The sequence below is a fragment of the Methylotenera sp. genome (genome assembly GCF_030653755.1).
Classification (GTDB): domain Bacteria; phylum Pseudomonadota; class Gammaproteobacteria; order Burkholderiales; family Methylophilaceae; genus Methylotenera.
Genome location: NZ_JAURYU010000037.1, coordinates 18,382 through 40,028 on the forward strand (window position 1 = coordinate 18,382; position 21,647 = coordinate 40,028).

Genomic DNA, 21,647 nt, shown 5'->3' on the forward strand with positions numbered 1-21,647 from the left:
TTTATTTTTAAGTCAGTGCATGTGCTAGACCTGTCATGTTAAATTTAATGAACTAATTGTTTTTTTACATCTCGTATACAGTTGGTAATGTGTTGATAATAAGTAATTTTTTATGCAATTGCTAATTCAGGTACAATTCACCACCCTCAATACTTGCTTCAGCCTTTAGTAAGTATCTTATAAACTTTTTCTTTTCAAGGCAGATGAATGAACGAATATCTTTTTACTTCAGAATCGGTATCTGAAGGCCATCCTGACAAATTAGCAGACCAAGTATCAGACAGTATTTTAGATGCGATTCTGGCGCAAGATCCAACCGCACGCGTAGCCGCTGAGACTTTGGCGAATACTGGTTTAATCGTACTCGCTGGTGAAATTACCACAACAGCAAATGTTGATTACATTAAAGTGGCGCGCGATGCAATTAAACGCATTGGTTACGACAATACAGAATACGGAATTGATTATAAAGGTTGTGCAGTATTGGTAGCTTATGACAAGCAATCACCTGACATTGCACAAGGTGTGGATGGTGCACAAGACGATCCACTAGACCAAGGTGCTGGTGACCAAGGTTTGATGTTTGGTTATGCGGTAGACGAAACGCCACAGCTCATGCCGTTACCAATTTGGTTGAGCCATCGCTTGATGGAACGCCAAGCGCAATTGCGTAAAGATGGCCGTTTGCCATGGTTGCGTCCAGATGCTAAGTCACAAGTGACAGTGCAATATGTAGATGGTAAGCCATACAAAATTGATACGGTATTAGTTTCTACGCAACACGCGCCAGAGATGAGTTTAGAAGCCGTACGTGAAGCGACGATTGAAGAAATCATCAAACCTATGTTACCTAAAGACTTAATCAAAGGTGACATCAAGTTCTTGGTCAACCCAACAGGTCGCTTTGTTGTAGGTGGTCCGCAAGGTGATTGTGGTTTAACATGTCGTAAATTCATTGTTGTTACTTATGGCGGTGCGGCACCACACGGCGGCGGCGCGTTCTCAGGAAAAGACCCTTCTAAAGTAGACCGTAGTGCTGCTTATGCAGGACGCTATGTTGCTAAGAATATCGTAGCTGCTGGTTTGGCATCACGTTGCCTAGTGCAAGTAAGTTATGCAATCGGCGTAGCCAAACCAACCAGCGTGATGGTGGAGACTTACGGTACAGGTAAGGTATCTAACGAAGTGTTGACGCAATTAGTGTTAGAGCATTTTGACTTACGACCAAAAGGTATCGTACAAATGCTTGATTTGTTACGCCCTATTTATACAAAGACAGCTGCTTACGGTCACTTTGGCCGTGATGAACCAGAATTCACATGGGAGCACACTAATAAAGCTGCTGCCTTACGCGCAGCCGCTGGTTTTTAGTCTTTACTGATTTCTCTGCTAAAGCTATTGAATCAAAAACCCCGCCTTGCTAACTACAAGGTGGGGTTTTTGATTCAATAGCGACCAGATTTATTTTTAAAAATAATCATGAAGTAATCGCGGCAATAGTTGAAAGTAATTCATCTATTCTAGTTATAATAATGTTAATTAAATGATTGTCATCACATGTTAAAAGTCGTTTCTACAAAGCAGGTGCGTTTAGGTATGTTTATTCATGAGCTTAAAGGCTCTTGGATAGATCATCCTTTCTGGAAGAAGGCTTTTAAACTAGAGGATTCGACAGATTTAAAGAAGTTACATGCTAGCGCAATTAAAGAGGTTGTGATTGATACCTCTAAAGGGCTAGATGTTCTGCAAGAGGTTGCATTAGATAAGCCTAATGAGCAGCAGTCGCCTATTTCTAAACCGATTGAAGAGCCACAAGCTATTCATCAAACGGTGCAGGTTAAGCGTGTGACGGCAGCTGAAGAGCGGGCTCGTGCCAAACAAGTCATTTCTGCTTCAAAAAAAGCGGTTACCTCTATGTTTAATGATGCCCGCATGGGTAAAGCCATCAAGGCTGAGGCTGCGATGCAGTTTGTTGACGATATTGCAGATTCAGTCGCTAGAAATGAAGGTGCGCTCATCAGTTTAGTGAGGCTCAAAAATAAAGATGATTACACGTATATGCACTCAGTAGCAGTGTGTGCATTAATGGTTGCTTTAGCTAAAGGTTTGGGTATGTCTGAACTGGATGTTAAGCAGGCTGGGTTGGCTGGGTTGTTGCATGATATTGGTAAGGCCGCGGTCCCGCTTGATGTCCTTAACAAGCCTGGTGCATTGACTGATGACGAGTTTTCTATGGTTAAGTTGCATCCAGAGCGCGGGCACGAGCTATTGATCCAAGCAAATATAACGGACACTGTCACGCTAGATGTGTGTTTACATCATCATGAGAAAGTAAACGGCACTGGATATCCACATCGTTTGCAAGGCGATGCGATTAGTTTGTTTGCCAGGATGGGTGCAGTCTGTGATGTATATGATGCGATTACTTCAAACAGACCTTATAAAGATGGTTGGGAGCCAGGCGTATCTCTGCAGCGCATGGCGCAATGGGCTGGGCATTTTGATGATGTCGTATTTAAAGCGTTCGTGAAAAGTGTAGGTATATATCCTATTGGCTCTATGGTGAAATTGAAGTCTGGGCGCTTAGCCGTTGTGATCGATCAAAGCCCAAAATCTTTATTAACACCGATTGTGAAAGTATTCTTTTCAACCAAGTCTAAAACAAGGCTGCCAGTAGAAGTCTTAGATTTATCTAAAGGTAGTGCCAATGATGCCATTATAGGGCATGAGGATCCCGTGTTTTGGGGAGTACATGATGTTGATAAATTATGGGCCGAGTAACAGGCTGAATCTCGATATAAAACAGATGCTTGATGCAAATGACATTGCAGAAAATCCGTATTTGCGCTAAAAATAATATCAAGTATAATAATCCTTCTTCTGAGGGGCGTTGCGAGGCATGTTAACCATACAGGCTCCCAGGCTCAGAAAGCTGCAGTAAACGACGCTCACCAATATTAACCGTGCCGGGCACGGGATATGGGTGAGATAGATTATCTTTCAATAAACACCCCTTCCCCCCGGTCACACATTCAAGGAAAACATATGAATACTGTGACTGATTTTAAAGATTACGTAATTGCGGACATCAATTTAGCGGCTTTTGGCCGTAAAGAAATTGCGATTGCCGAGACAGAAATGCCTGGCTTAATGGCAATTCGTGAAGAGTTTGCTAAAGCACAACCGCTCAAAGGTGCTCGTATTACGGGCAGCTTACACATGACGATTCAAACTGCTGTGCTGATTGAAACTTTAAAAGACTTAGGTGCAGATGTACGCTGGGCGTCTTGTAATATTTACTCTACTCAGGACCACGCAGCAGCAGCGATTGCTGCAGGCGGTACGCCTGTATTTGCAATTAAAGGTGAAACACTGACAGAGTACTGGGATTACACACACCGTATTTTCGAATGGACTGATGGTGGCTACACCAACATGATTTTAGATGATGGCGGCGATGCAACTTTGCTGTTACATCTTGGTACCCGCGCAGAAAAAGACTTATCTGTGATTGCCAATCCAAGTTCTGAAGAAGAAACCTGTTTGTTTGATGCAATTAAAGCGAAATTAAAAGTTGACCCAACTTGGTACTCAACACGATTAGCTAAAATTCTAGGTGTGACTGAAGAAACCACAACTGGTGTGCATCGTTTGTATCAAATGCATAAAGAAGGCAAGTTGGCTTTCCCTGCGATTAACGTGAACGATTCAGTGACTAAATCTAAATTTGATAACTTATACGGCTGTCGTGAGTCTTTGGTTGATGCAATCAAGCGTGCAACCGATGTGATGATTGCGGGTAAGGTGGCTGTGGTTGCTGGTTATGGCGATGTAGGCAAAGGTTCTGCGCAAGCTTTGCGTGCCTTGTCTGCCCAAGTATGGGTAACGGAAATTGACCCAATCTGCGCGCTACAGGCAGCAATGGAAGGCTACCGTGTCGTAACGATGGATTATGCTTGTGAGCATGGTGATATTTTTGTGACATGTACAGGTAACTACCACGTGATTACACATGACCACATGGCTAAAATGAAAGATCAAGCCATTGTGTGCAACATCGGCCACTTTGATAACGAGATCGACGTTGCCTCACTCGAAAAGTATGAGTGGGATGAAATTAAGCCACAAGTTGACCATGTAATTTTCCCTGATGGCAAAAAAATCATTCTGTTGGCAAAAGGCCGTTTGGTTAATTTAGGCTGTGGTACTGGTCATCCAAGCTATGTAATGAGCTCTTCATTTGCAAATCAAACGATTGCGCAAATCGAGTTGTTTACGCAAACAAATAAATACCCAGTAGGCGTATATACTTTACCTAAACATCTAGATGAGAAAGTGGCTGTATTACAATTGAAAAAATTGAATGCACAATTGTCGACACTTACTGATGAGCAAGCTGCTTATATTGGTGTGCAAAAACAAGGTCCATTTAAGCCTGACACTTATCGCTATTAATCAAAACTGCTTAGTAGTTTAAGCATACAAAAGGAGTTGCCACATGAAGTTGTTATTGGTTTGGATACTAAATGCATTAGCCTTATTAGCTGTCGCATATTTGTTGCCTAATATTCATGTGGCAAGTTTCTTGACTGCCTTGCTCGCGGCTTTCGTGATAGGGTTAGTCAATGTGTTGATTAGGCCGTTGCTCGTTATATTAACTTTGCCAATTACCGTACTTACATTAGGGCTGTTTATTTTAGTAATCAATGGGGTCTTGTTTTACGCAGTAGGGCAATGGCTACAAGGTTTTAATGTTGATACTTTGGGTGCTGGCATCTTGGGCGCTGTACTTTATAGTGTACTGTCATGGCTACTGACTGCAACATTGATTGATAATAAATAATTACTAAAAAGAATTAGAAATGAAACCGACTGCTAAAAAGTTCGACCTTAGTTTTGAGTTTTTCCCTCCTAAAACAACAGAGGGTATGGATAAACTGCGCGAAGCACGTGCGAAGTTAGCAAAATTTAATCCAGAATTTTTCTCCGTCACCTTTGGTGCGGGTGGATCTACGCGCGATAGAACCATGGATACAGTGCTCGAAATACAGCGAGAAGGGTTTCAGGCTGCGCCGCATATCTCCTGCATATCATCTAGCAAGTCAGAAATTCGCGATTTGCTACAAGCTTATCAAGCACAAGGTATTACGCGGCTAGTCACCCTGCGGGGTGACATTCCATCGGGTGAGGTGAGTGCTGGCGATTTTAAATACGCTTCAGAGTTGGTTGCATTTATTCGTGAAGAGACAGGGAATCATTTTAATATTGAAGTAGCGGCGTATCCAGAGTTTCATCCTGAGGCGCGTACGCCAGCGGCTGACTTGTTAAATTTGAAACGAAAAGTGGATGCGGGTGCTAACTCAGCGATTACGCAGTATTTTTATAATGCGGATGCATATTTCCGTTTTGTTGATCAATGTGATGCATTGGGCATCAATGTGCCCATCGTACCAGGCATTATGCCTATATATAACATCACGCAATTAGCGCGCTTCTCTAGTGTTTGCGGCGCTGAAATCCCACGCTGGTTAAAAATGCGTTTGGAAGAGTATGGTGAGGATATGGTATCTCTTCGTGCTTTTGGTATCGACGTGGTCAGTGAGTTGTGTGAAACATTGTTGGCTTGGGGTGTGCCAAGCTTGCATTTCTATACATTGAATCAATCAAATATCATTAGCAATATCATTGAGAATGTTCAGGACTAAAACAGTCTTGCAAGGCTGAAGCAGCTTATTAGGTGGCTAAGCTTGATTAAAGATTGCACTCATCTTGTTAAGATTGTCTGATGAGTGCTTAATCTTTGAGTCTAAATTATTAGTTAAAAGTATTTGCATTAATGTAATGTCGGCTTTTGCTCGTTGAGCAATACATCTTCAATAAATAAATACTCTTTTGTTTTATCTGGGCCAGATTTACTAGCGCCCCAGGTCGTCATGAGTACAATCCAACGCATTTCTTCAATGCCAATCGTAGCTTGCGGTAGATTCATGGCGAGTTCTAATACTAGCTCTCGTTGTGATGTATTCAGTATCTTGGCTTGTACTAGAAATAACATAAAGCCGATACTTTCACCAGAAATTTTCTTAAGCTCAATTTCCGTGAACACTCTGCTATTGGCCGCATCTGCCATTTGAAATAGCTCTGGCTTGCCAGTCATGGACTCTAGCTGATTAAACCAATCACATGCGCCATTAATATCTTCTTCGTCAAAGCCGGCAGCAAACAACTCTCTTGTTAACGTGTTGTTGTCAGGTCTAAATTGCGTATCAATGTAGTTTTCGAACATATAAACCAAGGCTTCAAACATAATTATTATCCTTTTTAAATGATTTACTTAAATGAAATGGTTTAACTAAATTTTGAAATTAAAAACTACATAATTTTTTGATATTGCCCTCCTGATAGACTGGCTACTTTCCCTTCTAACTCCAGTAGCATTAGCATGGATGAAACTTCGGCGACCGTCAAGCCTGTTAGCGTAACAAGACGCTCTAAAGGCGCTGGATCAAAGCCCATGGTGTCGAGCAGTAGTTGTTCTGGAGGCGTGCTCGTAGAGGTGTTGTCAGTATTTTTGGGAGTTTGTGTCGTTGATGAAGTGGCATCAGCCCGAGACTGTATTTTTAATTCTTCAGTAATGTCTTGTAAGCAATCTACTAGCTTTGCACCTTGTTTAATCAACTGATGGCAGCCTTTAGACATAGGTGAGTGGATTGAACCTGGAATTGCAAAAATTTCTCTACCTTGTTCTGCTGCCATGCGTGCGGTAATTTGGGAGCCACTTTGAATGTTGGCCTCAACCACTAAGCAGCCAAGACTTAGACCACTGATAATGCGGTTTCTCTTTGGGAAATTTTGCGGCTTAGATGGTGTGCCTAATGCAAATTCAGACACAATCAGGCCGTGCTCAACAATTTGGTGTGCGAGCTCGCGGTGTTTTGCGGGATATACAATGTCTAGCCCTGTCCCCACTACCGCAATTGTTGCGCCATTGGCTCTAAGGGCGCCACGATGTGCTGCACCATCAATACCTAACGCAAGCCCACTGACAATACATAGGCCGTGATGGCTTAAGTCATAAGCAAAAGCCTCTGCATTTTTTTCACCTTGTACGGATGCGTTGCGGCTACCAACGATCGCGATACTCGGTTGGTTCAGTAGCGCTAGATTTCCTTTTGCGTATAAATAAGGCGGCGGATCGCTGATTTCTAGTAAGGATTGAGGATACTCGGTATCCGCTAATGTCACGAGATGATTGTCAGGCGATGCAAGCCATTGTGCAAGGCTACTGAAATGCTCTTGATCAACACCTCTGTTAATTAGGCTGGCAATGTTGGCAGAAACAACTTCTTTTAGTTGTGAGAGGCTGGCGGCATAGACATTAGCTGGACTGCCAAAGGCTTTGAGCAAATTGCAATAGGTTTGTGAGCCTACGCCAGAAATACTGCCCAAGCTCACCCATAGCGATTTCTCCGCAATCTCTTCGCGATTAATCGTCATGCCTTGCTATGGGTTATGTATAGAGTCTAATGTGTTAATCGGCTCATTTGCTTGCATGACTAATCCATAAGAGATTCGGTCAAACACGCGGAACACCATCATTAAGCCTACACGCTCATCTGGCAATTTAACGTAGCCTGGCTCAAGCGCTAAAGTTGTACTTTCGTTTTTCTTTTTTTCGAAGTTAACAATAGGTTTGCCATCTTCTCCGCTAGAGACATCAAAGTTTAGTTCTTTTAGTTTTGGTTTCGCATCGGCTTCAGCTTTAGCCGCTTTTTCTTTATCTACTTTTGTTGGTTCAGGGTCTTTAATGATGCGGCCGTAACGACTAATTGCTAATACGTGCCCAACTTCTACGCCATCCTGTGAGCCACGATTAATGGAAACGATACTTTCTGGGCCAGCTTCAGCTAGGCCACCATAAATTTTAAGTAAGCGTCCTTTAATTGGAGTCTCTGGCGCTCGAGGGGTAAAGTTGGTAATCACTTCGTCGCCACTTGGCACCAGTCTGTCTTTCACAAAAATTTCTTCTTTTGCTTTCACTACTTCAGCCGTGGCAGGTCTGCCAAATCTTTTAACTCTTAGGTCACCTAAGTAAGTGGCTTCAACACCTAATACCTCTTTACTGTCTGGGTCGATTAAAGCGTCTCCTGGTCGATAAATGAACCAGTTGAGGTCAGAGTCTTCTTCAATATTGTTAATATAGACGCGTGTGCCTGTGCTTAATACGACACGATTGTCTGGCCCAGCAATGATTCTTGGCGAGTCAGCTAGCTGGTCTTTTTCTATAATCAGTGGTTGACTTAAAAAAGGTGTGATGACATTGAGTGGGATGGTCGAAATAGCCGATTGATCAAGTGGCTCGACAACAACGCCAGGCTCCAATGTGATGGTTTGGCGTAACAGTTTTAATTGAGGCTGTCCGCTACTTAAATCTAGTACGATCACATCACCAGGATAAATTAAATGCGGGTTTTTAATTTGGCTACGGTTTAATTGCCAAACTTTTGGCCATAACCAAGGGTCTTTAAGAAAGCGGTCTGATATCCACCATAAAGTATCCCCTTTGACAACAACATGGCGATCTGGGTGACCTTCTTTTAGTGCAATTACCTGTGCATTTAGATTGAAGCTTAAGCAACAAAACATGAGCAGCGTTATAATATTGCGAAACATATGTTGATGACCTCGGTCTAAAGTGCTTTTAAAGACATGCAGTGGTGTGCGAAGCGCACTGAGCACACCGTGAATTTACGTTAAATTTATCACGTAATTCATTAAAGAATCAAGCTTTTATAGAAAAAGCCACTGATTTGAGTTTTTTTGAATTTTTGAATACGAAATATTAAAGAGTTTTTTATGGCAATTTTAGATATCCTTAATTACCCTGATCCGCGTTTGCATACGGTGGCTAAGCCAGTCAAAGAGGTGAATGCAACTGTGCGCCGATTAATTGATGATATGGCGGAGACGATGTATGCAGCGCCTGGTATCGGCTTGGCTGCAACGCAGGTTAATCAGCATATTCAGTTGTTATTGGTGGACACTAGCGAGACCAAAGATCAGTTGCAGGTGTTTATTAATCCGAAAATACTGGAGCGTGATGGTGAGCAGGTTTATGAAGAAGGATGCTTGTCGGTGCCTGGCATCTATGAGAGTGTCACGCGGGCAGAAAAAATCTTAGTTGAGGCTTTGGATAAAGACGGTAAAAAATTTACTTTAGAAGCCCATGGCTTATTAAGCGTGTGCATTCAGCATGAGATGGATCATCTGCTTGGTAAGGTGTTTGTTGAATACTTGTCTCCACTTAAGCGCAATAGAATTAAAAATAAGATGCTCAAGCAATATCGAGGCAAATAGATAAATTAAAGGTTAATGCGTTGAAAATTATTTTTGCGGGAACTCCCGAATTTGCAGTACCCGCTTTGGCCGCGCTTATTGCGGCAGGGCATGAGATTGTGATGGTATTGACACAGCCAGACCGTCCAGCTGGTCGTGGCATGAAGCTCAAGGCAAGCCCCGTTAAAGTGCTTGCAGAGCAGCATCAGTTGTTTGTGTTTCAGCCAGAAACGTTAAAAGATGAGGCTGTTCAAGCGAGAATTGAACAGACGAATGCGGATGCGATGATCGTTGCTGCTTATGGCTTAATTATTCCAACAGTGGTGTTGAATATGCCAAAGCATGGCTGTTATAACATTCATGCCTCGTTATTGCCGCGCTGGCGAGGCGCTGCTCCTATACATCGTTCGATATTGGCTGGTGACACTGAGACTGGTGTGACAATTATGGAAGTGGTGCCTGCATTAGATGCTGGAGCCATGGTGAGTAAAGGTGTTGTGCCAATCACTGAAGCAGATACAACGCAGGGTTTGCATGACGCATTAGCAACTATCGGCGCAGGCTTGATGGTAGAAGCGATGCATGTATTAGCCGAAACGGGGCATTTAGCCAGTACGCCGCAAGATGAGGCTTTGGTTACCTATGCACATAAATTGGAAAAAGCTGAATCGGCTATTGGTTGGCGTAAAAGTGCTACCGAAATATCGAGGCAAGTGCGTGCGTTCAATCCGTTTCCAGTTGCGCAAAGTTTTTTGCGTGGAGAGGTTTGTCGCATTTGGATGGCAACAGCTGCCTCAGAAATAATAAGTGAAGATATCTTGCGTAGCGCTACACCTGGAGAAGTGCTCGGCGTGCATGATGGTGTTTTAGTGGCATGCGGCGAGGGGGTGCTGCGTATCACTGAGCTACAGGCGCCTGGGGGTAAGCGCTTGAGTGCTCAAGTGTTTATACAAGGGCATGCGTTAAAAGCTGGCGACCGATTTACAGCGGCCTCCGAGGGTTGAACTTTTGATGATCGTCTCCATTTTATGTAACATGAGTGCATAAAATGAGGATGAAAATATGCTAGGTAATTGGTTGAAAACTGCGGTCTTAATGGCCGCTATTGTTGCCTTGTTCGGTATGGTTGGGGCAGCATTAGGTGGTGCTGGTGGCATGATGGTTGCGCTATTACTTGCTGGTGCGATGAATATCTATGCGTACTGGTTTTCTGATAAAGCCGTACTCAAGATGTATGGCGCGCAGGAAGTGACTGCAGATAATATGCAGTTTCGTAGTTACTATCAAATGGTGCGGCAGTTGGCAGAAAACGCACAGCTACCGATGCCTAAAGTCTATGTGATTAATGAGTCGCAACCCAATGCTTTTGCTACGGGGCGTAACCCTGAGAATGCCGCGGTTGCAGCAACAGCAGGCATCATGCGCATTTTAAACGAGAGAGAGTTGCGTGGTGTGATGGCGCATGAGCTCGCACACGTAAAAAACCGAGATACTTTAATTTCAACAATTTCAGCGACTGTCGCTGGGGCTATTGCTTCTATTGCCCAGTTTGGAATGCTATTTGGCGGTGGTCGAGATAATGGTGGTGAGCGTAATTTGAATCCAGTGGTTGGAATATTGCTGATGTTGTTGGCACCATTGGCCGCGTCGTTGATTCAGATGGCCATTTCGCGAGCACGTGAGTTTGAGGCAGATAAAGCAGGCGCTGAGATTAGCGGTGACCCAAAAGCGTTGGCTAGCGCGTTGGAGAAGATTCACCATTATGCACATCAGGTGACAAATCAAACGGCAGAGGCTCACCCTGAAACTGCGCAGATGATGATTATTAACCCATTGTCTGGTATCTCATTTGATCGTTTATTTAGCACACACCCAAGAACTGAGGAGCGAGTAGCAAGATTAATGGCAATGGCTAGTGACTACTAGCCATTGCCATCGTTACATTTGGTGTTGGCTACAATTTTGTATCCCAATAGCCAACCCTACTAGTAGGGAGCTAGCTCAGTAATAACACTTTCATAATCTAACTAGCTATTAACGGAGGTTTAAAGTAGGTTAGCTTCTTACCTCCGTCTACACCTGATTAGTCTCTACCTTTACCCTTGCCATTGCCGTGTTTGTTGTCATGTTTGTCTCTACCGTGATCATCATAATCACCGCGATGGTTGTTACCATGGCGCTCGCGATAACGCGGTGCGAAGTCATCACGATACCAACCGTCTTGAACAAAGTAGACTTGGCGACCACAGGCATTATATCGTTTGCAATAATTCTTCCAATTTTTATAGTGGCCAGGTGGAACGCGTAGATACATAGGCTCATACACTTGTACTTGGCGATGAACAATAATAGGCTCTCTATAGATGACGCGCGGTTGGGGATACGGGTAGTCGCCAATGTCAATCTGACCATAAAAACCAGGTTGTCCAACGCTAATAGAAACCCCTACATCCGCTGCAATCGCTGTGTTAGCAGCAAGAAATAAAGCCCCGGCAAATATAGTGCGTTTTAAAATACTAGTTTTGTTCATGAATAACTCCTTGTGAATCGAAATCACTTAACGCACGAGGGTGTCGTTAAGATGACAGCATGTTAACAGCTTAACCCTAATATGTGGATATCAAGTAAAATCAGCGTTTTAGCAATTATGAATAGAAACTAATTTTGTATATTTCTCAACAAATCGCTGCAGATGCTGTTCATCAGGTATTTTCAGGCCGAAATCTTACAACAGCATTGCCTGCATCTTTGTCAAATTTCCCGAGCGCTACGCCGCAACAAAAAGGCGCTGCGGCTGACTTAAGTTACGGTACGTTACGTTTCTATGGTGAAATTGATGCTTATTTGAGAGCTTTACTTGAGAAGCCGCTAGACGATGAGCGTATTCATGCCTTATTGTTGGTGGCGATTTATCAGTTGACGCATGATAAAGCAGATGCGTTTACGGTAGTCAATCAAGCAGTGCATGCGGTTAGCCAGCTAAAGAAACCACCAGTCAAGTCTTGGGCAAAGGGTTTGGTGAATGCAATTTTGCGTAACTTTTTACGACAAAAAGAGCAATTATCCGCTAGGTTGAAGAGTAATGAAGTCGCGAATTATTCTTACCCTCAATGGTGGGTCAATAAATTGAAAGCTCAGTATTCTAATGATTGGCAAGAGATGTTAACGGTAGGTAATCAGCATCCACCGATGAGCTTACGTGTGAATGTAGAAAAGATTAGTGCCGTAGATTATTTGCAATTGTTAGCACGCAGTGAAATTGATGCTGTGCAAGTAGGTGCGCAGGCAGTGGTTTTAACTAAGCCAATTGCCGTTGAAAAGATACCTGGGTTCACTGATGGGGTAGTCTCTGTGCAAGATTACGGTGCGCAATTAGCTGCGCATTTGATAGATGCTCAGGCGGGAATGCGTGTGTTGGATGCTTGCTGCGCACCAGGCGGTAAGACAGGACATATTTTAGAGCTAGCGAATGTGCAGATGACGGCTTTAGATAGTGATGAGGTGCGTTTGCAGCGGGTGCAGAGTAATTTGGCGCGCCTTAATTTAAAGGCGAATCTGTTGGTTGGCGATGCTTCTGTAACTGATTGGTATGATGGGTCGCCTTTTGATAGAATTCTTGCAGATGTGCCGTGTACTGCCTCTGGTATTGTCAGGCGTCACGTTGATATCAAATGGTTAAGGCGAGAGGCTGATATTGCATCTTTTACTGCCCAACAAGCTAAAATTTTACCAACGTTATGGCAGATGTTGGCAAAGGGTGGTAAATTGCTTTACGTTACTTGCTCTGTTTTTAAAGAAGAAAATCAAGATCAAGTTGATCAATTTTTGCTGAAAAATTCAGATGCAGTTCAGTTGCCTATTCATCACATACTCGATACTACACATCAGAATATTAGACATATGCAAGGTCAGCTTATTCCTTCTAACTCACACGATGGTTTCTTTTATGCACTACTGCAAAAGAATTAAGGTCATTTTTTGCGTAGTCGCGTTGGTGTTGTTTTCAAGTTCAGTGCTTGCTGAAGGCAGTAGCCTACGTCTTAGAAGTGCAAATCTAACAGTATATGAAGATGATTATTTACTTAATGCAGATGCGGAAATCAACTTTGGCTCTGAAGTAGAGAAGGCGATTCTTAAAGGATTTGTGTTTAATTTCTTGATTGAATTTCAGTTATTCACGCCGAACAAGTATTGGTTTGATAATGAAGTTGTCACGACCGTACAGCAAGTGAGCTTAAGTTACCACGCGCTTACTCGCCAATACATCGTGATGCGAAATGATCAGCAGCGTGCATATGCTACCTTGGATGAGGCGCTTGAAGATTTGTCGATTATTCAGGATATGAAGGTGTTTCAAGAGGTCGATGTTGAGAAGGGCGAGCGGTATCGAGCCGCTTTATTAATGCGCTTGGATCAAAAGAAATTACCTAAAGCCCTACAGATAGAAGGCATGACTTCAAACGAGTGGAAAATTAGTTCGCAACGTTTTGAGTGGACGCCTCATTTATTCAAATGAAATACATTGTATTCACAAGTGCGCTACTGGGAGGCTTGCTGCTCTATTTGCTATCCAATGCAAGTGCTAATACAGCGGCGTCAGGGGAGCACTACACGCTCTTAGTGGCATTAAATATTGCGTTGGCAGTATTGTTAGTGTTATTAATTGGTGTTCAGCTATTTAGTTTGTACCGTAATATTCGTCAGCGAGTGATGGGGAGTCGTTTCACGCTTAGACTGTTAGGGTCGTTTGCGCTGATGGCGGTTATTCCTGGCTTGATTGTGTATTTGGTGTCAGTTAATTTTTTAACCCGATCGATAGAGTCATGGTTTAACGTCAAAGTGGAGTCTGCTTTAGAGGGCGGGTTGAACCTTGGGCAGACAGCCCTGGAAATCATGTTGGCTGACGTAAAGGAGAAGGGCGAAAGCATGGCGACTAGCCTAGCGTTTCAGCCAGCAAATATCCATTTCTCCATGCTCAACGACTTGCGTGAGAAGAGTGGAGTGCAGGACGCAGCGCTATTTACACCGCAAGGTGGAATTTTGGCGGTATCTAGTGGAGACGCGAGTAGTTTTCTGCCAGATCTCCCGAGTGTGACGCAGCTTAGACAGGCGCGCCAGCGCATTTATGGCAATATTGAGCCTATTAATGGTAAAGGTTTGTATCTGCGCGTGTTGATTCCCGTCAGTGTGCAAGATATTTCGGGTGAAATGCGTATTTTGCAGTTACTACAGCCTGTGCCTAAGTCGTTAGCAACAACCGCAGAAGCGGTGCAGGACGTGTATCAAGATTATCAGCAATTATCATATAGCAGAACTGCGCTAAGAGAAGTGTTTGCGCTGACGTTGACTTTAGTGATGATGCTGGCGATGTTCACGGCCGTGGCAATTGCATTTGTGTTGAGTCGTCGATTATCTGCACCACTCACGGTGCTGGCGGAAGGCACTAAAGCGATTGCCAGCGGAGATTACAGTACGATGTTGCCTGCACATGGGAAAGATGAGTTAGGCGTGTTGGTGCAATCATTTAACAGCATGACACAGCAGTTGGGCGATGCAACGAAAGCGGCTGATAGAAATCGCGCGCGAGTAGAAGCTGCCCGAGGTTATTTAGAAACTATCTTGGCACATTTGTCCTCAGGTGTATTGGCATTAAATGAGCGGAGTGAGTTACGTACCTTTAATGAAGCTACTGTGAACATACTAGGCGTGTCTCTAGAGGGCTATGTTGGATTTACGCCAGAGAAAATAATAGAAAAACAGCCTAATCTTGCGAACTTTTTTCATGCCATTGCTGTGAGTATTCAGCAAGAACATCCGCAGAAGAGTATGCAAAAAGAAGAGGTGCAAGCACAGGTTGAGTTGGCCACTGCACATGGAAAAAAAATTATTACGTTGCGAGGAACACGCTTGCCAGATGGCGGGTATGTTGCAGTTTTTGATGATGCTACCGCAATGGTTCAGGCACAGCGCGATGCGGCATGGGGGGAGGTGGCCCGCCGGTTGGCGCATGAAATTAAAAACCCGCTGACACCGATTCAGCTATCTGCAGAGCGGATGGCGCACAAATTACACAGCAAGTTGGAAGAGGCTGATGCTGAGATTTTGCAGCGCTCAACTGAAACCATCGTGAATCAAGTGGATGCACTTAAAAAAATGGTGAATGAGTTTAGTGAGTACGCACGCTCACCAACACCTCATCTGGAAAATTTAGACCTTAATGCATTAATTAGAGAGATTGTTTCTTTTTATGATGTGCCAAAAATAAAAGTTAAGTTAGCGCTCACAAACAAAGCTTGTCCGATTAAAGGCGACAGCACGATGCTACGCCAGGTGTTGCATAACCTCATGCAGAATGCACAAGATGCATTGGCATCTACTTTAACGCCGCTGATCCAAATTACAACCTCTGTTGATGACGGTATGTTGATATTAACTGTGCAAGATAATGGCGGTGGCTTTCCTGCCGAGATGATGTTGCACGTATTTGAACCTTATATGACTACCAAGCCACACGGCACGGGCTTGGGCTTGGCGATTGTTAAAAAAATCATCGAGGAACATAGAGGGAATATTAAAATTGAAAATGTATTATCTGATGAAGCAAATGGCTCGGGTGCTATCATAACGATTAGCATTCCACTATTACTCAATTAAACAACACACTTATTAATCAAAAACGAATCGTATGGCATCAAAACATATTTTAGTGATTGACGATGAAATCGGGATACGCGAACTCTTGCGTGATATTTTGCAAGATGAGGGATACCAAGTTCAGTTAGCAGAAAATGCTGCCACCGCACGGGAGATGCGTATGCATGAGCGTCCAGACGTGGTGTTGCTCGATATTTGGATGCCAGATTGTGATGGTATTAGCTTATTGAAAGAGTGGGCGAATAGTGGGCTGTTGACGATGCCTGTGGTGATGATGTCTGGACACGGCACCATTGATACTGCTGTAGAGGCGACGCGTATAGGTGCTTTTGACTTTCTAGAAAAGCCGATTGCTCTACAAAAGCTGCTTAAAACCGTGGCTACTGCATTAAAGCATAGCGAGCAACTGCCAAAATCAGAGATGAATTTGATTAGTTTGGGCAAAAGCCCAATCGTGATGGCCTTAAAAGAGCGTTTAGATAAAATTGCCGCTAGCTCGAGTGATGTGCCTAGCCCAGTTTTGTTGATAGGGCCAGTTGGATGCGGGGCTGAATTATGTGCGCGTTTTTTGCATAATACAAATACGCCATGGGTTGAGTTGTTTGAGTTTAGTCAGCTTGTGACTGCGCCACTAGATGTTTTAGCATCGGTCAATGATGGTGTCGTGTATATCCCTGAAATTGCAGAGCTCAATAAAACCGAACAAAAAGGGTTGTTGCTTTTGATTACAAAAGCAGAAAAATACAATGTGCGTGTGATTTGTGGGACTAGCCATAACTTACAGAAATTGCAAGCTGAAGGCTTATTTGACCATAATCTACTGCAAATTCTATCTGCAGTTTCATTAAGAGTGCCTGCGTTAGAAGAACATAAAGAAGATATTCCAGATTTAGTGATTACGATGGCAAATTTGCAGTTTGAGCTTGCAAACGTTCCTTACCGTGAGTTTGATATTGCTGCATTAAATGCATTACGCAATGCTAGTTGGCCAGGGGATATAGCACAGCTGGATGCTATAGTGCGCAATCTGATTCAGACCAGTTTAGGTGATAAGATTACCTTAGACGATGTAAACAGAGTAATGCATCAGTTTGAGGTTGGACTGCAATCAGAAGCTAAGGTCGCAGTTGCAACTAAATTGAATGGTGCAGAGCATTCGACTCCTGAATTGGAGACTAATCTTAATCAACCCTTACGTGAGGCGAGGGACGATTTTGAGCGGCTCTATTTTAATTATCACATTAAATCAGTCGCGGGAAATATGAACAAGCTGGCTGAGGTTTCGGGTCTGGAGCGTACACACTTGTACCGTAAACTTAAGCAATTAGATGTCAAAATTAAGGGTTAGGTTTCTAATTTTTAGCATTTAATCATATGCAGGCAACGCCATGATGATGCTACCCAATCTTTTAGGATGCTTGGTTAGTCATTGTGGTGAGTTCATTCATGACAGGCATGCTCACGATAGCGTTTATAAAATAATGGCAAAAGAAAACTTACAACACATCCGTCAGTTAGTTGCACAGCAGGCCGCGCGCATGATGGCAGAAGATGGTATATCGGATTATGCCTATGCTAAAAAGAAAGCTGGGCGGCAATTAGGTGCATTGGAAACTAGCAGCCTGCCATCTAACGCCGAGGTGGAAGAGGAGCTTAGGCTTTATAACGCACTCTTTTTAAGTGAAGAGCAGCCAGAAAACTTACGCGACTTACGCAACAATGCACTGTTTACAATGCAGATGTTAGAAAAGTTTAACCCGCATCTCACGGGGCCAGTATTGGATGGCACAGCAGGCTTGCTATCAGAAACCCACATTCATTTATTTGCAGATAGCATTAAGGAGGTTGAGATGTTTCTGCTTAACCAGCAAATTCCCTTTGATGTAAACGAGAAATCTTATCGCATTATGAATGATGGTAAGCGTGATAAAAGAGGCGATGGTCGTAAAACCGTGCCTGTGTTTACGTTAGAAATGGATACGGGACTAATTAAGTTGAGTGTATTTGAGGTGGATGATATTCGTGTGCCTACCAAGCGTGCAACAGATGGCAGTAATGCTGATCGGGTAGGCATCGACGGATTAAAGGCTTTGATTGCTGCAAGTTAAGTAAGCGCTCACCTATGTGGCGTTTACTTAACTTGAGTGACTGAAATCATTAATTTTTGAGAATTGTTAAATTGCTCGCTTTGAAATTGCCTGCTTTGGAATTGTAAGTTCTTTAGGAAAATTGCTAGTCCTTGAGCCAGCGAGCAACATCCATCGCAAAGTAAGTTAAAATGCCATCAGCCCCCGCGCGTTTAAATGCCAGCAAACTTTCTAGCACGCATGCTTTTTCATCCAGCCAGCCATTTTGAGCTGCTGCTTTTAACATTGCGTATTCGCCGCTGACTTGGTATGCAAACGTAGGTACGCCAAACTCATCTTTAACACGGCGTACAATATCTAAATATGGCATGCCAGGTTTAACCATCACCATATCTGCACCTTCTGAAATGTCCAAAGCAACTTCTTGCATCGCTTCGTCACTGTTAGCAGGGTCCATTTGGTAAGTGTATTTATTGCCTTTGCCTAAGTTAGCAGCAGAGCCAACTGCATCACGAAACGGCCCATAAAATGCTGAGGCGTATTTGGCAGAGTAAGCCAGAATTTTGGTATGGATATTTAGCGTGCTTTCTAATGATTCACGAATCTGGCCAATGCGTCCATCCATCATATCGCTAGGCGCAACAACATCCGCGCCTGCATTGGCATGAGAGATGGCTTGTTTGACTAAGACCTCAATCGTTTCATCATTGAGTACGTAGCCGGAGTCATCAATGAGTCCATCTTGTCCGTGCGTCGTGTATGGATCTAAAGCAACATCTGTAATCACTCCTAGTTCAGGGTAGGCTGCTTTCAACGCAATCACGGTACGTTGTACCAAACCTTCTGGGTTGTAGGCTTCGGCGGCATCTAAGCTTTTAAATTGTGCATCAACCACTGGAAATAAGGCGATGGCTGGAATCCCCAATGCGACACATTCGCCAGCTGTTTTAAGCAATACATCAATACTTTGGCGCTTTACGCCTGGCATAGAGGCTACTTCTTCAATGCGGTTTTCACCGTCTAACACAAACACTGGATAAATTAAGTCGTTGCTCGTCAGTACATTTTCACGCATCAAGCGGCGTGAAAAATCATCTTTACGCATGCGACGTGGACGAGAATAAGGGTAGCTCATGTTTAAACCTCAGTAAAAAGTAACTTTGCCATCAGTGTGTTCGGCAGTGTTCTTTGTTGTATATGTGTTCTAAATAGTTGTCTTAAGCGAACACTTTTGCAAGTTCAGCGCCTGGGTCTGGTTGTCGCATAAATGCTTCCCCAACCAAGAAAGTGTGTACATTACTTTTACGCATGAGCGCTACATCTTCTTGGGTGAAAATACCCGATTCAGTGACGACGATTTTGCCTTCTGGAATTCGTGCCAATAGGCCTAGGGTCGTGTCTAACGTGACATCAAACGTACGCAAATTACGGTTGTTGATGCCAAGTAGAGGGGTGTTGAGTTGCAACGCAAGCTCTAACTCTTCACCGTTATGGACTTCTACTAAAACCGCCATCCCTAGGCTGTGGGCAATTGATTCTAGTTCACGCATTTTGGCTAAATCAATAGCTGCAGCAATCAGTAAAATACAATCAGCGCCCATCGCCCGTGCTTCGTAAACTTGATACGGATCTATCATAAAGTCTTTGCGTAGCACCGGTAACTGACATGCGGCACGGGCTTGTTTTAAATACTCTGGTGAACCTTGAAAATACTCCACGTCAGTAAGTACTGACAAACACGCTGCGCCGCCTTGTTCATAGCTTGTTGCAATCTCTGCTGGTTTAAAATCTGCACGTATCACACCTTTAGATGGGCTGGCTTTTTTGATCTCAGCAATCACCGCAGCTTGTTTGTTCGCAATTTTTGTGCGGATGCTACCAACAAAGTCTCTTACTGCAATGGCAGATGCGGCTTCTGCCTGTACGACCTCAAATGGCTTTTTGATTTTCGCAGCGGCAACCTCAAGCATTTTAGTTGCAATGATTTTATTTAGAATGTCTGACATATGCTTTCGCTATTACATTAATAAATGAATTGGTAATAAATGTACTGGTAGTAAATGTATTGGTCTAGGAGCAAAGCTCCTAGCGTCTTTATTGGTATTTCTGGTTGTTGTGTATTACCCATCCGCCTTCATGGTCGCCTTTAGGCGCATGGTGGGTCCAGTGCATCACCCCACCTTTTGGATTATATACATACTCACCATTAAACGAAATTGTATCGCCTACTTGTAAAGGTACCTTTGGTGCTAGGTCTATATTGTGTGCAAATAACAAGGTTTGTTTAGCGTTGATTTTAACTAGAAACTTTTGGTGTTTTGCGCCTTTGTTATCATCGGGTAACAGTTTGATGACAACACCAGTGCCAGTGACTTGTACGTCGCTTAGTTTTGAGGCAAAAGCTTGTTCAATACTAGCATTGCTGACCGCAGCTAGGTCTGTATGTTCTGCAATTGTAAGTTGCTGGGTATCGCTGGCGCTTGGCTGATTGCAGCCAAATAAAGTAAATGCTAAGCCAAGTGCGATGAACAGATATTTAGCATCTACTCTCATGTGTTTGACGTGCTGATGAGTGCCTGTAGCTTTTGCATTGCCTTTCCACTATCTAACATAACCGCTGCTGTTTTGACACCTTCTGCTAGCGTAGATGCGATGCCTGAAACATAAATTGCAGCGCCTGCATTAAGCAATACAATGTCTCTGGCGGGACCTGTTTTCCCAGCGAGTAAATCTAGAATCATGTTCTTAGATTCTTGTGCATCACTCACTTTAATACTGCTTAGGTCGTGTAAATCTAAGCCAAATTGGGTTGGATTCACGGTGTATTCATGCACTTCACCATTTTTAAGTTCAGCCACATGGGTGTTGCCTGTGAAAGAGATTTCATCCATGCCGTCAGCACCGCATACCACCATCACATGCTCGCTACCCAGTTGCTTGAGCACATGCGCTAATTTAGCGGTTAAGTCTGGTGAAAATACACCCATGACCTGGCGCTTAGCATTGGCTGGATTGGTGAGAGGGCCAAGCAAGTTGAACAGCGTACGAATACCAAGCTCGCGACGTATTGGCGCGGCATGTTTCATTGCGCTATGGTGGTTTGGAGCGAACATAAACCCTAAGCCAACTTGATTAACTGAGTTGGCCACTTGCTCTGGGCTTAAGTTCACGTTAACGCCCAGCGCCTCTAATACATCTGCGCTACCACAAGTGGATGAGACTGAGCGGCCGCCATGTTTAGCTACTTTTGCACCAGCGGCTGCCGCTACAAACGCACTTACGGTAGAGATGTTGAAAGTTTGTATGCCGTCACCACCAGTGCCACAGGTATCGACTAGATAATTGGCATCTTGAATATTCACTTTAGTTGAAAGCGCACGCATCACACTGGCGGCTGCGGCTATTTCATCTACCGTTTCACCTTTAATACGCAATGCAACCAATAAGCCAGCAATCTGTGCGGGGGTAAGTTCGCCAGCCATGACTTGATGCATTAAGCTTTGCATAGCCGCAAAGCTTAAGTGTTCGCCGTTGATTAACTGGTTTAGCGTTTGCGCATAACTCATAGGA

Annotated in this window: 21 protein-coding genes and 1 riboswitch; of the genes, 13 read left to right on the plus strand and 8 right to left on the minus strand. The window is 43.6% G+C overall.

Annotation, left to right across the window (positions count from 1 at the left end):
- Positions 1 to 207 precede the first annotated feature (207 nt).
- The 5 genes from metK (at position 208) to metF (ending at position 5,705) form a co-directional block, all read left to right on the plus strand.
- Positions 208 to 1,371, plus strand: a complete 1,164-nt coding sequence (metK, locus tag Q7U33_RS06730) for a methionine adenosyltransferase (protein ID WP_304858907.1) — start codon at positions 208 to 210, stop codon at positions 1,369 to 1,371.
- Positions 1,372 to 1,557: 186 nt separating this feature from the next.
- Positions 1,558 to 2,781: an HD-GYP domain-containing protein gene (locus tag Q7U33_RS06735; protein ID WP_304858909.1), complete on the plus strand. Its 1,224-nt coding sequence runs from the start codon at positions 1,558 to 1,560 to the stop codon at positions 2,779 to 2,781.
- A gap of 95 nt (positions 2,782 to 2,876) precedes the next feature.
- A riboswitch (S-adenosyl-L-homocysteine riboswitch) is annotated at positions 2,877 to 2,957 on the plus strand.
- 88 nt (positions 2,958 to 3,045) lie between these two features.
- The gene (gene ahcY, locus Q7U33_RS06740; RefSeq protein WP_304858911.1) at positions 3,046 to 4,455 is read left to right on the plus strand and encodes an adenosylhomocysteinase; all 1,410 of its coding nucleotides are present in this window, start codon (positions 3,046 to 3,048) and stop codon (positions 4,453 to 4,455) included.
- Between the two features lie 43 nt (positions 4,456 to 4,498).
- On the plus strand, positions 4,499 to 4,843 hold the full coding sequence (locus tag Q7U33_RS06745) for a phage holin family protein (RefSeq protein ID WP_304858913.1): 345 nt from the start codon (positions 4,499 to 4,501) through the stop codon (positions 4,841 to 4,843).
- A 19-nt stretch (positions 4,844 to 4,862) separates the two neighbouring features.
- Positions 4,863 to 5,705, plus strand: a complete 843-nt coding sequence (metF, locus tag Q7U33_RS06750; RefSeq protein WP_304858915.1) for a methylenetetrahydrofolate reductase [NAD(P)H] — start codon at positions 4,863 to 4,865, stop codon at positions 5,703 to 5,705.
- 128 nt (positions 5,706 to 5,833) lie between these two features.
- On the opposite strand, the gene Q7U33_RS06755 is transcribed toward metF, so the two are convergent.
- The 3 genes from Q7U33_RS06755 to Q7U33_RS06765 all read right to left on the minus strand — a co-directional run bounded on the left by Q7U33_RS06755 (position 5,834) and on the right by Q7U33_RS06765 (position 8,673).
- Positions 5,834 to 6,307, minus strand: coding sequence for a DUF494 domain-containing protein (locus Q7U33_RS06755; protein ID WP_304858917.1), 474 nt, complete (start codon positions 6,305 to 6,307; stop codon positions 5,834 to 5,836).
- Positions 6,308 to 6,372: 65 nt separating this feature from the next.
- Positions 6,373 to 7,497: a DNA-processing protein DprA gene (dprA, locus tag Q7U33_RS06760; RefSeq protein ID WP_304858919.1), complete on the minus strand. Its 1,125-nt coding sequence runs from the start codon at positions 7,495 to 7,497 to the stop codon at positions 6,373 to 6,375.
- A gap of 6 nt (positions 7,498 to 7,503) precedes the next feature.
- Entirely contained in the window at positions 7,504 to 8,673 is a 1,170-nt protein-coding gene (locus Q7U33_RS06765; RefSeq protein ID WP_304858921.1) for a LysM peptidoglycan-binding domain-containing protein, read from the minus strand.
- Between the two features lie 183 nt (positions 8,674 to 8,856).
- Between Q7U33_RS06765 and def the strand changes: the two genes are divergently transcribed.
- Genes def through htpX form a run of 3 tightly spaced genes read left to right on the plus strand, consistent with a single transcriptional unit; the run spans position 8,857 to position 11,262 of the window.
- Complete coding sequence (gene def, locus Q7U33_RS06770) at positions 8,857 to 9,357, plus strand: peptide deformylase (RefSeq protein ID WP_304858923.1); 501 nt, start codon at positions 8,857 to 8,859, stop codon at positions 9,355 to 9,357.
- Between the two features lie 20 nt (positions 9,358 to 9,377).
- A complete protein-coding gene (fmt, locus tag Q7U33_RS06775) occupies positions 9,378 to 10,340 on the plus strand; it encodes a methionyl-tRNA formyltransferase (RefSeq protein WP_304858925.1) in 963 nt (320 codons plus the stop codon).
- A gap of 58 nt (positions 10,341 to 10,398) precedes the next feature.
- On the plus strand, positions 10,399 to 11,262 hold the full coding sequence (htpX, locus tag Q7U33_RS06780; RefSeq protein WP_304858927.1) for a zinc metalloprotease HtpX: 864 nt from the start codon (positions 10,399 to 10,401) through the stop codon (positions 11,260 to 11,262).
- A gap of 157 nt (positions 11,263 to 11,419) precedes the next feature.
- Here htpX and Q7U33_RS06785 read toward each other — a convergent pair whose 3' ends face one another.
- Positions 11,420 to 11,866 carry a hypothetical protein gene (locus Q7U33_RS06785; protein WP_304858930.1) on the minus strand — a complete coding sequence of 149 codons (447 nt, stop codon included), beginning with the start codon at positions 11,864 to 11,866 and terminating at the stop codon, positions 11,420 to 11,422.
- A 134-nt stretch (positions 11,867 to 12,000) separates the two neighbouring features.
- Between Q7U33_RS06785 and rsmB the strand changes: the two genes are divergently transcribed.
- The 5 genes from rsmB to Q7U33_RS06810 all read left to right on the plus strand — a co-directional run bounded on the left by rsmB (position 12,001) and on the right by Q7U33_RS06810 (position 18,098).
- Positions 12,001 to 13,305 carry a 16S rRNA (cytosine(967)-C(5))-methyltransferase RsmB gene (gene rsmB / locus Q7U33_RS06790; RefSeq protein ID WP_304858933.1) on the plus strand — a complete coding sequence of 435 codons (1,305 nt, stop codon included), beginning with the start codon at positions 12,001 to 12,003 and terminating at the stop codon, positions 13,303 to 13,305.
- A complete protein-coding gene (locus Q7U33_RS06795) occupies positions 13,283 to 13,852 on the plus strand; it encodes a DUF4390 domain-containing protein (protein ID WP_304858935.1) in 570 nt (189 codons plus the stop codon). Before rsmB ends, Q7U33_RS06795 begins: the two co-directional genes overlap by 23 nt.
- A complete protein-coding gene (locus Q7U33_RS06800) occupies positions 13,849 to 15,990 on the plus strand; it encodes an ATP-binding protein (protein ID WP_304858938.1) in 2,142 nt (713 codons plus the stop codon). Before Q7U33_RS06795 ends, Q7U33_RS06800 begins: the two co-directional genes overlap by 4 nt.
- Positions 15,991 to 16,021: 31 nt before the next feature.
- Entirely contained in the window at positions 16,022 to 17,338 is a 1,317-nt protein-coding gene (locus Q7U33_RS06805; protein ID WP_304858940.1) for a sigma-54 dependent transcriptional regulator, read from the plus strand.
- A gap of 133 nt (positions 17,339 to 17,471) precedes the next feature.
- Positions 17,472 to 18,098, plus strand: coding sequence for a hypothetical protein (locus Q7U33_RS06810; protein ID WP_304859021.1), 627 nt, complete (start codon positions 17,472 to 17,474; stop codon positions 18,096 to 18,098).
- 124 nt (positions 18,099 to 18,222) lie between these two features.
- On the opposite strand, the gene hemB is transcribed toward Q7U33_RS06810, so the two are convergent.
- From hemB to trpD, 4 genes are all read right to left on the minus strand, one after another.
- Positions 18,223 to 19,212: a porphobilinogen synthase gene (hemB, locus tag Q7U33_RS06815; RefSeq protein ID WP_019896955.1), complete on the minus strand. Its 990-nt coding sequence runs from the start codon at positions 19,210 to 19,212 to the stop codon at positions 18,223 to 18,225.
- An 82-nt stretch (positions 19,213 to 19,294) separates the two neighbouring features.
- Complete coding sequence (gene trpC / locus Q7U33_RS06820; protein WP_304858945.1) at positions 19,295 to 20,083, minus strand: indole-3-glycerol phosphate synthase TrpC; 789 nt, start codon at positions 20,081 to 20,083, stop codon at positions 19,295 to 19,297.
- Between the two features lie 88 nt (positions 20,084 to 20,171).
- Positions 20,172 to 20,630 carry a DUF3465 domain-containing protein gene (locus Q7U33_RS06825; protein WP_304858947.1) on the minus strand — a complete coding sequence of 153 codons (459 nt, stop codon included), beginning with the start codon at positions 20,628 to 20,630 and terminating at the stop codon, positions 20,172 to 20,174.
- Complete coding sequence (gene trpD, locus Q7U33_RS06830; protein WP_304858950.1) at positions 20,627 to 21,643, minus strand: anthranilate phosphoribosyltransferase; 1,017 nt, start codon at positions 21,641 to 21,643, stop codon at positions 20,627 to 20,629. Before trpD ends, Q7U33_RS06825 begins: the two co-directional genes overlap by 4 nt.
- Positions 21,644 to 21,647 lie beyond the last annotated feature (4 nt).

What these genes read in the sequence shown, in the direction of transcription:
- metK (WP_304858907.1), top strand. Translation starts at nt 208, where the DNA reads ATGAACGAATATCTTTTTACTTCAGAATCGGTATCTGAAGGCCATCCT.
- Q7U33_RS06735 (WP_304858909.1), top strand. Translation starts at nt 1,558, where the DNA reads ATGTTAAAAGTCGTTTCTACAAAGCAGGTGCGTTTAGGTATGTTTATT.
- ahcY (WP_304858911.1), top strand. Translation starts at nt 3,046, where the DNA reads ATGAATACTGTGACTGATTTTAAAGATTACGTAATTGCGGACATCAAT.
- Q7U33_RS06745 (WP_304858913.1), top strand. Translation starts at nt 4,499, where the DNA reads ATGAAGTTGTTATTGGTTTGGATACTAAATGCATTAGCCTTATTAGCT.
- metF (WP_304858915.1), top strand. Translation starts at nt 4,863, where the DNA reads ATGAAACCGACTGCTAAAAAGTTCGACCTTAGTTTTGAGTTTTTCCCT.
- Q7U33_RS06755 (WP_304858917.1), bottom strand. Translation starts at nt 6,307, where the DNA reads ATGTTTGAAGCCTTGGTTTATATGTTCGAAAACTACATTGATACGCAA.
- dprA (WP_304858919.1), bottom strand. Translation starts at nt 7,497, where the DNA reads ATGACGATTAATCGCGAAGAGATTGCGGAGAAATCGCTATGGGTGAGC.
- Q7U33_RS06765 (WP_304858921.1), bottom strand. Translation starts at nt 8,673, where the DNA reads ATGTTTCGCAATATTATAACGCTGCTCATGTTTTGTTGCTTAAGCTTC.
- def (WP_304858923.1), top strand. Translation starts at nt 8,857, where the DNA reads ATGGCAATTTTAGATATCCTTAATTACCCTGATCCGCGTTTGCATACG.
- htpX (WP_304858927.1), top strand. Translation starts at nt 10,399, where the DNA reads ATGCTAGGTAATTGGTTGAAAACTGCGGTCTTAATGGCCGCTATTGTT.
- Q7U33_RS06785 (WP_304858930.1), bottom strand. Translation starts at nt 11,866, where the DNA reads ATGAACAAAACTAGTATTTTAAAACGCACTATATTTGCCGGGGCTTTA.
- Q7U33_RS06795 (WP_304858935.1), top strand. Translation starts at nt 13,283, where the DNA reads ATGCACTACTGCAAAAGAATTAAGGTCATTTTTTGCGTAGTCGCGTTG.
- Q7U33_RS06800 (WP_304858938.1), top strand. Translation starts at nt 13,849, where the DNA reads ATGAAATACATTGTATTCACAAGTGCGCTACTGGGAGGCTTGCTGCTC.
- Q7U33_RS06805 (WP_304858940.1), top strand. Translation starts at nt 16,022, where the DNA reads ATGGCATCAAAACATATTTTAGTGATTGACGATGAAATCGGGATACGC.
- Q7U33_RS06810 (WP_304859021.1), top strand. Translation starts at nt 17,472, where the DNA reads ATGGCAAAAGAAAACTTACAACACATCCGTCAGTTAGTTGCACAGCAG.
- hemB (WP_019896955.1), bottom strand. Translation starts at nt 19,212, where the DNA reads ATGAGCTACCCTTATTCTCGTCCACGTCGCATGCGTAAAGATGATTTT.
- trpC (WP_304858945.1), bottom strand. Translation starts at nt 20,083, where the DNA reads ATGTCAGACATTCTAAATAAAATCATTGCAACTAAAATGCTTGAGGTT.
- Q7U33_RS06825 (WP_304858947.1), bottom strand. Translation starts at nt 20,630, where the DNA reads ATGAGAGTAGATGCTAAATATCTGTTCATCGCACTTGGCTTAGCATTT.
- trpD (WP_304858950.1), bottom strand. Translation starts at nt 21,643, where the DNA reads ATGAGTTATGCGCAAACGCTAAACCAGTTAATCAACGGCGAACACTTA.